The 12,905-nt window shown below is 43.1% G+C and carries 10 protein-coding genes; 7 read left to right on the top strand and 3 right to left on the bottom strand.

Annotation, left to right across the window (positions count from 1 at the left end; genetic code table 11):
• Window positions 1-34: 34 nt before the first annotated feature.
• The 5 genes from znuA (at window position 35) to AC3CID_RS11310 (ending at window position 7,928) form a co-directional block, all read left to right on the top strand.
• A complete protein-coding gene (gene znuA, locus AC3CID_RS11330; protein ID WP_065204987.1) occupies window positions 35-919 on the top strand; it encodes a zinc ABC transporter substrate-binding protein ZnuA in 885 nt (294 codons plus the stop codon).
• A 269-nt stretch (window positions 920-1,188) separates the two neighbouring features.
• A complete protein-coding gene (locus AC3CID_RS11325) occupies window positions 1,189-4,548 on the top strand; it encodes a helix-turn-helix domain-containing protein (RefSeq protein WP_244212197.1) in 3,360 nt (1,119 codons plus the stop codon).
• A 657-nt stretch (window positions 4,549-5,205) separates the two neighbouring features.
• Window positions 5,206-5,427, top strand: a complete 222-nt coding sequence (locus AC3CID_RS11320) for a FeoA family protein (protein ID WP_488526561.1) — start codon at window positions 5,206-5,208, stop codon at window positions 5,425-5,427.
• Window positions 5,428-7,701 (top strand): Fe(2+) transporter permease subunit FeoB, encoded by a 2,274-nt coding sequence (feoB, locus tag AC3CID_RS11315; RefSeq protein ID WP_428785448.1) that lies wholly within the window; start codon window positions 5,428-5,430, stop codon window positions 7,699-7,701.
• The gene (locus tag AC3CID_RS11310; protein ID WP_017074512.1) at window positions 7,698-7,928 is read left to right on the top strand and encodes a FeoC-like transcriptional regulator; all 231 of its coding nucleotides are present in this window, start codon (window positions 7,698-7,700) and stop codon (window positions 7,926-7,928) included. Before feoB ends, AC3CID_RS11310 begins: the two co-directional genes overlap by 4 nt.
• 137 nt (window positions 7,929-8,065) lie before the next feature.
• On the opposite strand, the gene AC3CID_RS11305 is transcribed toward AC3CID_RS11310, so the two are convergent.
• Together AC3CID_RS11305 and argS are read right to left on the bottom strand one after the other, a co-directional pair.
• Window positions 8,066-8,494: an HIT family protein gene (locus AC3CID_RS11305; protein ID WP_146453981.1), complete on the bottom strand. Its 429-nt coding sequence runs from the start codon at window positions 8,492-8,494 to the stop codon at window positions 8,066-8,068.
• A 269-nt stretch (window positions 8,495-8,763) separates the two neighbouring features.
• Entirely contained in the window at window positions 8,764-10,497 is a 1,734-nt protein-coding gene (gene argS / locus AC3CID_RS11300; RefSeq protein WP_488526560.1) for an arginine--tRNA ligase, read from the bottom strand.
• Between the two features lie 350 nt (window positions 10,498-10,847).
• Between argS and AC3CID_RS11295 the strand changes: the two genes are divergently transcribed.
• The gene (locus tag AC3CID_RS11295) at window positions 10,848-11,444 is read left to right on the top strand and encodes a VOC family protein (protein WP_488526559.1); all 597 of its coding nucleotides are present in this window, start codon (window positions 10,848-10,850) and stop codon (window positions 11,442-11,444) included.
• 130 nt (window positions 11,445-11,574) lie between these two features.
• Here AC3CID_RS11295 and purU read toward each other — a convergent pair whose 3' ends face one another.
• Window positions 11,575-12,408 carry a formyltetrahydrofolate deformylase gene (gene purU / locus AC3CID_RS11290; RefSeq protein ID WP_026012229.1) on the bottom strand — a complete coding sequence of 278 codons (834 nt, stop codon included), beginning with the start codon at window positions 12,406-12,408 and terminating at the stop codon, window positions 11,575-11,577.
• Window positions 12,409-12,691: 283 nt separating this feature from the next.
• Between purU and AC3CID_RS11285 the strand changes: the two genes are divergently transcribed.
• Complete coding sequence (locus AC3CID_RS11285; protein ID WP_017088027.1) at window positions 12,692-12,892, top strand: hypothetical protein; 201 nt, start codon at window positions 12,692-12,694, stop codon at window positions 12,890-12,892.
• Window positions 12,893-12,905 lie beyond the last annotated feature (13 nt).

The raw sequence follows: 12,905 nt of genomic DNA, 5'->3' as shown, positions 1-12,905 counted from the left end.
CAAGCCTAAGCTACTTTTCTATTATCGAGGGATTATGTCACGTTCATCTTTTATACTTGCTACTTTGCTTTTAGCGCCAAGTGTCGCAAGTGCCAATACTATTCTAACAAGCTTTAAACCGATTCAAATGATTGTGACAGAATTAACGCAAGGCGTTAGTGAGCCGGATGTGTTGATGAACAGCAATGCTTCGCCGCATGATTATGCGCTTAAGCCATCGGATGTCAAAAAAGTTCATAGTGCCGATATGGTTATCTGGTTCGGCCCTGACCTAGAAGCCTTTTTGACTAAGGTGATTGGTTCAAAAGAAAATGTTATCAAGATCAGTGAGATTCCTGGAATCAACTTGAGAGAGTTTGGGCATGAAGACCACGATGCTCATGAAGGACATCATCATGGTAGCCATGACCCGCATTTTTGGTTGGGCATCGACCAAGTTGAAGTCGCGGCAAAATATATCTCAGCTAAGTTGATTGAAGCTGACCCTGATAACGCAATGGCGTATCAAGAGAACCTAGACTCATTCTTGATTGCTTTGAAAGAGAAGAAGCAGTCAATTAATGAACAACTTGCGCCAGTGAAAGACAAAGGTTACTACGTATTCCATGATGCGTACGGCTACTTCGAACAGGAGTTTGAGTTAAATAACTTAGGTCACTTTACCGTGAGCCCAGAGCGCAAGCCGGGTGCAAAAAGCTTGATAGCTATCAAGAAAACCTTGGTGCGTGAAAATGTTCAATGTGTATTTGCAGAGCCTCAATTTACACCGGCTGTGATCGAATCGGTGACTCGTGGAAGCAATGCTAAGCAAGGGCAACTTGATCCTGTTGGTTCACAGGTTGAAGTGAAGAGTGGAAGTTATTTCGATTTTCTTCAGCAACTTACAGACAGCTACACCAGCTGCTTGAGTGCTAAGTAATCAATAACCAATATTCCTAACGACACTTTGCTCTCGTTAATTTATGAATCATGCCGCTTTTTGCGGCATTTTCGTGACCGCTAAGATAAAACCTCTCAACAAATAGCAAACCTCCTTTCTCCTTTGTTAATTTCCGCTAAAATAGAAAGATAATAATAAGCACAAAAAAACTGGATTTTTGGTTAAGCAGCGAATAAGACGTTGTGGACACCATAATTTCATGTGTTATTGCTGTTCAGGATGAAAAGTTGTATCGAATTATCTTCAGAATGTTCATGTTAATGAGCATTTCATTTAGCGTTCTCGCGGTAAATACATCACCCTCCGTTTTCTACCCTTTGCCCGTTCAAGCGCAAGGGAATTTTCTTGCGGCTAAAAACTTGTACTTAGGTGCCGGTGGCGGGCTATGGGTTCATGATGTCCATGGAAAAGTACTCTTTTATGATGGCCGAACCCTATTCCCTAGAAAGGGTAGCCTTCTGCAATTTTCTTCAGAAAGAGTCGCGTTTCTTAACGATGAGTTTTGGACATTTTTTGATAATGAGGTGTACCGACATAATCCGGGGATTGGCAATGAACTTGCGTTTAGTTTAAGCCCGGGTGCTGAGATCACGAATATAGGCTCATCAGGTGATTATATTTGGGTCACAGATGGCAGTAATTTTTATACATACAACACTCAATCTTTAGAATTTACCACCTACTCACTACTCAAACTGTATCGATACAACAATAGTAGTGATATTGCGATTAACGATGCGGAGTGGGTGTTGTCAAAATGGGTACTCGCGACCAGTTCTGGTGCTTACCTTTCCGAGGCGCAAGAGTTTACTCACATCACTGCATCAGATAAGCACCATATTGAGACGGTTTATTTTTCTAATGCTAGACGAGAGTTAGTGATCGGCACTTTAAATGGGGCGGTGATTGTTGATCTCGCGAATCCAGATAAAGAGAACAAAATAAAAGGGTCGCACGTTCTCTCGCTTGCTGAAACTTCAGACCAATATTGGATTGGCACAGAGCATGGACTCATTAGTTACAACTTCATTACGGGTCAAATTACACGATTCGAACAAGCCGCTAACCAAGATTTCTCGTTACCGGGAGAGAAAATATATTCGTTAATCAACGACCATGCTGGTGGGATGTGGGTTGCGACAAATAACGGCATCCGATATTTCTCACTGTTCAGTAAGACATTCTCAAGAACGCCATTAACGGGTATGGGGATGCACTCAAGTAGTGTCGTGATAAACAAAGTACAGCCGGTTAGTGAACAATTATCTTGGGTTGCTTCCTCACTTGGCCTCTATTTGGTCGATGCTCAAAGCAAAGAGAATCCAATTCGTGTTTATTCCAACTCGGTACAGGACTTTGAGATCTTTGGTTCTTCCATTTGGTTGGCTACTGAAGAAGGTATTATTAGTTTTAATACCAATACGTTAGAGCCTGAAGAACTCGGTTTACCAAGGTCTATCAAGGGGGTACACGTTGAGAACTTTGCGCTTCAAGCTGATAACGTACTTTGGATAACATCGGGGCAAAACCTCTATTCGTTATCTATCGAAACCATGAAGCTGACGGGGTACGGTACTGACTGGTTAGTTGATAAGTTTTTGCCAGCAAAAATCACGGCTCTCAATATAGGGTTACAAGGTCGTATATATATAGGCACTGACCACGGCTTCTACTCTTTTATTGATAAACGGATTAGCTTTAGTCGCTCAAGCGAACGATTTGGCAAAGTGGTCGATATTGAAAAAGCGAAGGATGGGGCTCAATGGTTTGCGAGCAGTTATGGCGTGTATCGAATCCCTTATGACAGCTCTATTATTCAAGAGGTCATGCTTGTTGAAGACAATATTAGCCCAAATTGCTTAATAAGCGATGACAATGGTGTGTGGTTAGGTTCTTCGAAAGGTATCAGCTATTACGGACTGGATGGGCAACTGCATAAACATATCGGTTCACCATTTGGCTTGATCACCAATGAACTGGCAGCAGGGGCATGCGACTTGTTTGACAGCGAAGGCAGCCAATCTACGAGGCTTACTTTTGGATCAAAGTATGGCGTAGTCAGTGCGTTATCTGATGAGTTATTGGTATCAACAACACCCCATAGTCGAGCATTACTGAGTAAGATCAGTGTTGATCAGCAAACCGTATCACTAGGTGGTAAGACAGCTGATTTGGATGAGATCCCTTATGGTTCATCTATGAGTTTTAAGTTGGGTATTCTACCTGCGACGTTTGCCCCTGCGATGGAGTATCGCCTGAGCGACGATGAACCTTGGAGTGAATTTGAAGGAGGCTTGTTAACGCTCGACCATCTTCTTCCGGGGGACTATACACTGGAAGTTAAACCCGTTAAGGACTCGCATTATCGCTTTGTGTCAACGAATCAAAGCTTCTCAATCGCTGAGCCTTGGTATCTTACTAATTGGGCTGCCGCAAGCTCTCTGGTGCTGTTGATTGGTATTGTGACTATCTTGGTCTTTTGGCGTTCGCGTTATGTCACTTTTGCCAATAGACACCTAAAAGCGCAAGTTGCATTAAAAACCGATCAACTGAGGCACCAAAGCCGCATTCTGTTGACGACCAATCAACAGCTTAAAAAGCAGCTATCAGTTAAGAGTGCGCTTGTATCGCACACAGCAAATGAACTCTCATCTGAAGTTAATCATATTGCAGCGATGCTCCCGAATTGGAATGAGAAAGGCAAGTCGCCAATCTTAACGCTGAAAAATGGCTTGGCTCAATTGAGCAATACACCTCAAGGAGAAGGGAAGGTCAGTTACGATATAATTTTGATCTTAGAAGCGGTACTCAAAGCTTGGCAAGATGATTTAGCCAAAGCGGGTATTGAACTGGATATCAGAGTTGATACCAAACAACGATACGTATCCTTACTGTATTTTAATCTCGATATTATTTTCAACAACTTGGTTGCGAGCATCATCAAGAGAAACTTTAAGTCACAAAGCATGGTGGTTCTGGTTGAAGAAGTGAAGGAGCATCTTGTCGTTACGATTCGAGATCATGGGATGCCTTTTCCTAAATTGGCATCAAGCATGAGTGACAACACCGGAAAATCGACTGATCTAAATATCGAAAAATTACCTCTATTGATGAATCAGAGTGGTGGTGAACTGAACGCGTTTGTTTCTGACTATCAAAATAAGGTTCAGCTTTCGTGGCCGATTGAATATCAAGTGCTGGATAATCTGGAAGCCAGCACAATTGAGCAGATAGAAACCATTAAACTTGCCGCTTCAACGCCAGAGCAACAAAGGTTGAGTGCTGAACAAGAGTGGAAAAACAGAGTGTCGCAGCTTGTGAGCGAAAACTACGCCGATGCAGAGTTCAGTACTGCAACTGCTGCTAAGTACTTGTTCATGTCAGAGAGAAGCTTACAGAGACGCTTTAAATCGGCTTATAACAAGACCTTTAAAGAGCACTTGAATGAAGTGCGTTTAGAGCATGCGTGCGAGCGGTTACTTGCGGGAGAGAAGATCTCAGACGTCGCGTTTGATTCTGGTTTTAATGACCCTTCCTATTTCAGTCAGAGGTTTAAGCACCATTTTGGTATGTCGCCATCTAAGTTTGCTGAAAACAGCGAAGAGTAGTGAGCTGCGGATTTACTCTACTTCCACATAGATAAAGATACTCTAAGCCTCGACATTCGTGTTGGGGCTTTTTTATGCTTCTACGAGATACGAGATACGAGATACGAGATACGAGATACGAGATACGAGATACGAGATACGAGATACGAGATACGAGATACGAGATACGAGATAGAGAGCTGTGGGGCGTTTAAAAGGCTGTTGGGATAAAACAAAAGGAAGAAAAAAAATATCGTGGTATAGCCGGGGGGACTATACCACGGGTGCCAAGGACACCTTCGCTTGCTGCCGGAGTGATATGGCAAGCCACATCACCTCTGGAATAAAATTAAAGAGAAGTAGTTTCTCTTCGTTGGAGTAACTATACGTCTGCCCACTTATTTTACTTATAAAATTAACGACAGATGGCCATGAGAAAACCGACATTATTTTAAGTTGTTGATAATTAATGATTTGTGTTGGTTTTCCTTGATTGGTACTAGTGAGGTAGTTCTCGTTGTTTGTTGAAAGTAACGTTTTTGACGTAAACGTTTTTAACGAAATTTACGAGTATGTATTTTCGAAAACATTGATTTCACACAATGGAATTGTGGTCATGTATGTGTATCATGGCGGTAATAACAATCTTTCTCATTATCAGTCACGAATTGGGCATTTATGAAACTCTCACAACTCGATCAAGGAAAAGCGGCTTCTATTGTTGCACTAACAGGCTTAACACCGGACGTTAGAAAAAAACTTATGGTTATGGGCATGTTGCCAAAAACTGAGGTGACGCTAATCCGTCGTGCGCCGATGGGTGATCCACTTCAAGTGGAGGTGAGAGGTGTTTCTATCGCCATTCGTGAAAGCATTGCAGAACAAATCGAGGTTATCTAAATGGATTATCAAGTTCTTACCGTTGGTAACCCGAATAGTGGTAAAACAACATTATTTAACGCCTTAACTGGTGCTAAGCAGCACGTTGGTAACTGGGTTGGTGTAACTGTAGAAAAGAAGACGGGTTTGTATTCGCACGCTGGTGATCAGTTTCAGCTAACGGATTTACCGGGTATCTACGCACTAGACAGTGGTAATGATGCGAACAGTATCGATGAATCTATCGCGTCTCGTGCTGTGCTAACTCACCCTGCAGATGTGATCATCAATGTTGTAGATGCAAGCTGCTTAGAACGAAGCTTATACATGACATTACAATTACGAGAGTTGGGTCGCCCAATGATCGTTGTATTGAACAAGATGGATGTATTAAAGCGTGAGCGTCAGGTGATTAACCTTAAAGCGCTAGAGAAAGAGCTTGGCTGTCCAGTTTTAAGCTTGTCTGCAAACGACAAAGGCCAAGTTGCACGTTTTAAAGAGCGTCTGCATAAACTGCTTGTTCAAGGTGTGAGTCTTGATCCTATCTCTATTGATTACGATGCCGCGTTAGAAGCTCTTATCCCTTCTGTTGAGTCACAATTTGATGATGCTGACGTATCTCACCGAGCTCTGGCTATTCGTGCTTTAGAAAATGATTACTTAGTATTGAACGGATTGGCTCCTCAAACTCGTACTCAAATCGACAGTGTGCGCCTAGGTGCCGATTTCGATATTGACCTTGCTGTTGCTGACGCTAAATACACTTTCTTACATGACCTTTGTAAACGTGTTCGTCGCAGTGAAGGTAAACTAAGCCGTAACTTTACTGAGAAAGCAGACCAATTCATTTTGAATAAATGGGTCGGTATTCCTTTCTTCTTCGTCATCATGTACCTAATGTTCATGTTCTCTATCAATATCGGTAGTGCGTTTATCGACTTCTTTGATATTGGTGTTGGCGCAATATTAGTTGATGGTGGACACCACTTATTAGATGGCCATTTACCGGTTTGGCTAGTCACCATTCTTGCCGATGGCATCGGCGGTGGTATTCAAACGGTTGCGACCTTTATTCCGGTTATTGCCGCGCTTTACTTGTTCTTAGCGGTATTAGAAAGCTCGGGTTACATGGCTCGTGCAGCATTTGTACTTGATAAAGTGATGCAGAAGATTGGTTTACCGGGCAAAGCGTTTGTTCCGTTAGTACTTGGTTTTGGTTGTAACGTACCTTCAATCATGGCAACTCGTACTCTTGACCAAGAGCGTGAACGTAAACTGGCAGCATCAATGGCTCCGTTTATGTCATGTGGTGCTCGTTTGCCAGTATACGCACTATTCGCAGCTGCGTTTTTCCCTGGTGCGGGACAAAATGTAGTATTCGCTCTGTACATCATGGGTATTGTTGCTTCTGTATTTACGGGCTTATTCCTTAAAAATACTATCTATCCTGGTAGCAGTGATAGCTTGGTTATGGAGATGCCGGATTACGAGTTGCCGACCGTGCAAAACGTGATGCTGAAAACTTGGCAGAAGCTGAAACGTTTCGTGCTTGGCGCAGGTAAAACCATCGTAATGGTTGTGGCTATTCTTAGCTTCCTGAATTCATTAGGTATGGACGGCAGTTTTGGTAACGAAGACAGCGAGAATTCAGTGTTATCTAAAGCGGCACAAGTCGTGACGCCTGTATTCCAACCGATTGGTATTACAGAAGAGAACTGGCCTGCAACGGTTGGTATTATTACGGGTATTTTTGCGAAAGAAGCGGTTGTCGGTACATTAAATAGCTTGTACACGACGCCATCAGACGAAGAAGCGGCTGAATTCGATTTAGCAGCAAGCTTGCAAGAAGCCGTCATGACCATCCCTGAAAACCTAGCTGGTTTGAGCTATTCAGATCCATTAGGCATTGAAGTAGGCGACTTGTCTGACTCAAGCTCTGTGGCTGCAGATCAAGAGGTTGATACTTCGATCTTTGGTAACTTGAAAGACAAGTTTGTATCAGGCCACGCTGCGTTTGCTTACTTGATTCTTATCCTGCTTTACACACCTTGTGTTGCTGCGATGGGCGCTTATGTTCGTGAGTTTGGTCAGACGTTTGCCCGCTTCATTGCGGTGTGGACAATGGCTCTTGGTTACTTCGGTGCAACCTTCTACTACCAAGCAGCAAATTTCGCAGTACACCCAGTGAGTAGTGCTGTATGGATGGTGGCGATTGCTGGTGGCTTTGTATTGACGTATCGAGTCTTCAAGAAAGTCGGCAGTAAGCAGAAAGCATTAGAGGTGCAAGTAGTATGATTTTAACTGAACTTCATCAATACATTGATAACGAAGGTGTTGCTGCTCGTAGTGAACTCGCGTCTAAGTTTGGAATGAGCGAAGACGGTGTCGATGCGATGCTGAGTGTGTGGGTCAAGAAAGGTAAGATATCTCGCTTGATCGATACTAACAAGCATGGACATACAACACGTATTCGTTACACCATCAGCAAACAAGATGGTTTGTCACTGAATGTGATGATGTAGTTCAGAGCTTCATACTCTCGTTGAAAACGGCGAGATTAGACAATAAAAAAGCCGCTCACCTATTTTAGATGAGCGGCTTTTTGTCATGTGTCTATTCTGAACAGCCTTGCTTTAAAGCGTAATGAGATGAACTCGAATTACGCTTTCTTGAAGATAGAGCTCAGCGATAAAACGTTTTGAATGCGAGTATGGATTGCGGCTTGTTGTTCTTCACTACGTTGCTCGCCTTTGGTGTTGCCCCATACTGGACCTGGCCACGCGATGTCGTCTTTGAAACGTGCAACATGGTGAATGTGCAGTTGTGGCACCATGTTACCCAGCGCGCCTAGGTTTAACTTGTCTGGTTGGAACGTAGCTTCTAATGCTTGGCTTACCGCTTGAGACTCAAGTAAGAACTGCTGTTGTTCTTTCATTGGCAGATGGTGCAACTCTTTTAGGTTGGCACGTTTTGGTACCAAGATAACCCAAGGCACAGCACTGTCTTTGCTTAGCAGCGCCAAGCTTAGTGGAAATTCGCCAATAAGCGTGGTGTCTTTTGCTAACTGTGGGTGAAGTTCAAAGCTCATTATTATTATCCATTTCGATTTCTTGAGGTCATACCGATCACAGTAAGTAAATGATCAGAAATAGCGCAGGAAAAAGGTTTGAGAACAAGGCAGATTTTTTTGATAAGTAGTTATTCTACAATCAAAAATTCTAACGCAGTTATCGAGCGTTTTAACCAGCTAGGATGATTAGTTATTTACTACGATTGGTATCAGTATACGTTAGATAAAACAAAAGGTTGATGCTCTCACATCAACCTTTGTATTTATTCATTGTAACCCGAAGGGAATTACATGCGTTCTAGAGTTTCGATACCTAGAAGAGACAGACCTTGCTTGATAGTCTTAGCTGTCAGTGCAGCAAGCTTCAGGCGGCTCTGTTTAACTGTTTCATCTTCAGCCACAAGGATAGGGCACGCTTCGTAGAAGCTAGAGAATTGACCAGCAAGTTCGAACAGGTAGCTACACATGATGTGCGGTTGACCTTCACGAGCAACAGACTGTACCGCTTCTTCAAATTGTAGAAGTTTCGCGATAAGTGCTTTCTCTTTCTCTTCAGTGATTTTGATTTCACCTTCAAGAGAGTCCATAGAAATGCCTGCTTTAGCAAAGATTGAAGCTACACGAGTGTACGCGTACTGCATGTACGGTGCTGTGTTGCCTTCAAATGCCAGCATGTTTTCCCAGTCGAACACGTAATCAGTGGTACGGTGCTTAGAAAGGTCCGCGTATTTAACCGCCGCCATTGCAACTGTGTTCGCGATGGTTTTCTTCTCGTCTTCTGCTAGCTCAGGGTTTTTAGATTCAATCAGCTGAGTTGCACGCACTTCTGCTTCGTCCAGAAGATCTGCTAGACGTACGGTACCGCCCGCACGAGTTTTAAATGGCTTACCATCTTTACCTAGCATCATGCCGAACGCGTGGTGCTCAAGAGATACAGACTCAGGAACATAACCTGCTTTACGAACGATAGTCCAAGCTTGCATTAGATGTTGGTGCTGACGAGAGTCAATGAAGTAAAGTACGCGGTCTGCGCCCAGTTCTTCAAAACGGTATTTAGCACAAGCAATATCGGTAGTGGTGTATAGGAAGCCACCGTCACGCTTTTGCACGATAACGCCCATAGGGTCACCGTCTTTGTTTTTGTATTCATCTAGGAATACAACTTGTGCGCCGTCAGACTCTTTTGCTAGGCCTTGTGCTTGTAGGTCAGAAACGATGTTTGAAAGCATGTGGTTGTACATACTTTCACCCATCACATCATCGCGTGTTAGTGATACGTTCAGGCGATCGTAGTTACGTTGGTTTTGAACCATGGTTACGTCAACCAGCTTTTTCCACATTTCAGCACAGTATTCGTCGCCGCTTTGCAGTTTCACTACGTAGCCACGAGCTTTAACTGCGAATTCTTCGTCTTCGTCGTAAAGCTTTTTAGATTCACGGTAGAACTGCTCAAGGTCAGCAAGTTCCATTGAAACTTCGCCTGTTTCAGCCTGAACGCGCTCAAGGTTTGCGATAAGCATACCAAATTGAGTACCCCAGTCACCGATGTGGTTAGCACGGATAACTTTGTGACCTAAGAACTCTAGAGTACGAACAACTGCATCACCGATGATGGTTGAACGAAGGTGACCAACGTGCATTTCTTTAGCAACGTTTGGTGCAGAGTAGTCAGCAACAATCGTTTGTGCTTCAGCGGCTGTAACACCAAGGCGAGAATCGGCAAGAGCGGCTTCTGCTTGTTGTGCTAGGAATGCTTCATCTAGGAAGATGTTAAGGAAACCCGGGCCTGCGATTTCAACTTTAGAAGCGATACCGTCTAGGTTTAGAACGTCCAATACTTTTTGAGCAAATTCTCGAGGGTTAGTGCCTAGTCGTTTAGCAACGCCCATAACGCCGTTTGCTTGGTAGTCACCAAATTGTGGTTTTGCAGATTGGCGAACAGCCGCAGGAGAGCCTGCAGGTGCGCCAGCGGCTTCTAGAGCCTGAGATACTTTGTCATTAATCAGTGCTTGGATATTCACACGCGTTTCCTTCAATTCAAGGATGAATAAGAGTGGCCGTTATTTCGTGGGTATTAAATTTGGTTAATTATGCTTCGAGTTAACGATTTAATGCCGAAATGAACAACAGACTCTGTTTAAGTTCACAAAAATGGCGTTAATCATACCAATTTTGTGGGGTTTCTTATAGGTCGAATTGATAGAAAATTAACATTTCCTGAGGGGTTTTTGACAATCGACTTTGACCAAGCCAAGTTTGTCTATTTAGGAAAGTAAGACACCGTACTTTTTGAACGTTTTTTTGTAAAAGCAACGCTTGTTGCTGAAAGTAAAACTGATACCATGCAGCCATTATTTGGAGAACAAAGACAATGACGATGAGCCTGAAGCAAGCCGAACTAGAACCACAACAAATGATTGCGCGCCTTGATACGTTTATGGCGAAAATTGAGAACCTAGGAAATGCATTGGGTTTAGATTTAAGCTTTGCTCAAGCGGATCATATTGCATTAAGAATCAATGAAACTGAGCTTGCGAAATCAGCTCATCTGGCTTGGTCTGAATATGGCTCTACGATTTCAGAAGCGATGATCAATGGCCGTCCAATTGTGGTGTTGGCTTTCGATGAGCCATTGCAAAGCCTTGGTTGGAAGATTGAGTGCTTAGAGTTGCCATATCCAGCAGAAGGTAAAATTTATCCAAGCCAAGATTGGGAACATGTCGAGTTTGTGATTCCTTCTCACGCGCAAACGGCTGATGAGTATCTGGCGGATCTTAAAGAGACTTACCCGCAGTTCGCTGCTAAGTTTGAAACTTTGGCAGAGCAATGCATTAAGGTAAAACTCTCTAGCCCGAAAGGCGAGGGTGAACGTTTGAATAACCCAACGGTGGCTTTTAAACATCAAGGCATTTGTATTAAGCTGCATCCACACTCTTTGAAGAAGATTGTTGAGTCAGAACAGGCTTAATTTGAGCCGAGAATAGTTGGGAATCTCTAAAAGCTAGTCTAATCACCAGATACAAAAAACGCGCAATGGGTTAACCCTGTTGCGCGTTTTTTATTGGGTTCTAACTGGAAGTATTACTTAAATAAGCGACTTACAGAATCACAGTCTTGTTACCGTAAACAAACACGTGATCATTGATCACTTTGTTTAAAGCCTTACTCAACACGTTCTTCTCTACGTCACGACCGGCTTGAGCCATGTCTTTCGCACTGAAGTTGTGATCCACTGGAATCACGTCTTGCTTGATGATTGGCCCTTCATCGAGATCGTTTGTCACGAAGTGCGCTGTTGCGCCAATGATTTTTACGCCGCGCTCATAAGCTTGCTGGTATGGTTTAGCACCAATGAATGCTGGCAAGAAGCTGTGGTGAATGTTGATGATTTTGTGGTTGTACTTCTCAACAAAGCCTGGAGTCAGCACTCGCATGTATTTGGCAAGAACCAGATAGTCCGCCTCATACTGGTCAATCACTTCAAGCATCTTCTTCTCATGTTCTTCACGGTTTAATCCTTCGTGAGAAACATGATGGTAAGGAATATCAAAACGCTCGGTTAAGCTTTGTAGGGTATCGTAGTTGCCAACAACAGCGGCAATTTCTACATCCAAACTGCCATCGAAGTTCTTCATCAGAATATCGCCAAGGCAATGCGCTTCTTTAGTCACGAGTATCACGACACGCTTACGAGATGAATCAACAAGCTTACGTTTTGTCTTTTCTGGCAGCGCTTGGTCTAAATCGGCAAGCAAGGTTTCGTCATTGAAGTAACCCTCTAGCTCGGTACGCATAAAGAAGTGACCACTAGTGTTATCAACGAACTCATTGTTGTGAATAATATTGAGTTGGTGCTTGTAACAAATGTTGGTGATCTTTGAGATGAGGCCTGGGGCGTCAGTACAATGTGTTAATAAAGTTTTTCTTTCCATTTGCATCTTACTTCCATGAATGTTGCACTTTTTTATATGCAATCGGGATTCTTCAAATTTAATGCAGGCCGTCGAACGGTGAACTGAGCCGCAATATCACCGTTATAATTAATCTATTATCAATTTGGTTTCAACAAAATCTACCGTTCATTTAGGGGATTAATAAATTGAGAGGCTTAATAAATTTAGGTAGAGGTTAGATTTCTGACGGTTTTAACCGACATTCTCGGTCAAGTCCCACTAGAGCGAGCCAACATTTTCAGCCATGCATAGGTGATCATTTATGGATAAAGAGTTACTAGCGAAAAAGTTATATTGTAAGCGTGTAAATTCATTAGTGGGTGATGTTCAGGTGGACGGCAACGTTCTTGATGAAATGTGGGAAAGCAAGGCCTCGCCGACTGATGCTGCTAAAGCTATGCAACCAAGTGATTCCGGTTTTTCTGGTGCGCCTTGGTTATCTCGTTATTTGAATCGCAAGTAGTTAAACAACCCTT

This window comes from Vibrio sp. QJM3NY_21 (assembly GCF_057785975.1).
This window is presented reverse-complemented; position numbering and strand designations above follow the sequence as displayed.

Coding starts and splice junctions, on each gene's coding strand:
- purU (WP_026012229.1), bottom strand. CDS start 12,408: ATGGAAAGAAAAACTTTATTAACACATTGTACTGACGCCCCAGGCCTC.
- AC3CID_RS11285 (WP_017088027.1), top strand. CDS start 12,692: ATGGATAAAGAGTTACTAGCGAAAAAGTTATATTGTAAGCGTGTAAAT.
- AC3CID_RS11320 (WP_488526561.1), top strand. CDS start 5,206: ATGAAACTCTCACAACTCGATCAAGGAAAAGCGGCTTCTATTGTTGCA.
- AC3CID_RS11305 (WP_146453981.1), bottom strand. CDS start 8,494: ATGAGCTTTGAACTTCACCCACAGTTAGCAAAAGACACCACGCTTATT.
- znuA (WP_065204987.1), top strand. CDS start 35: ATGTCACGTTCATCTTTTATACTTGCTACTTTGCTTTTAGCGCCAAGT.
- AC3CID_RS11295 (WP_488526559.1), top strand. CDS start 10,848: ATGACGATGAGCCTGAAGCAAGCCGAACTAGAACCACAACAAATGATT.
- feoB (WP_428785448.1), top strand. CDS start 5,428: ATGGATTATCAAGTTCTTACCGTTGGTAACCCGAATAGTGGTAAAACA.
- AC3CID_RS11310 (WP_017074512.1), top strand. CDS start 7,698: ATGATTTTAACTGAACTTCATCAATACATTGATAACGAAGGTGTTGCT.
- AC3CID_RS11325 (WP_244212197.1), top strand. CDS start 1,189: ATGTTCATGTTAATGAGCATTTCATTTAGCGTTCTCGCGGTAAATACA.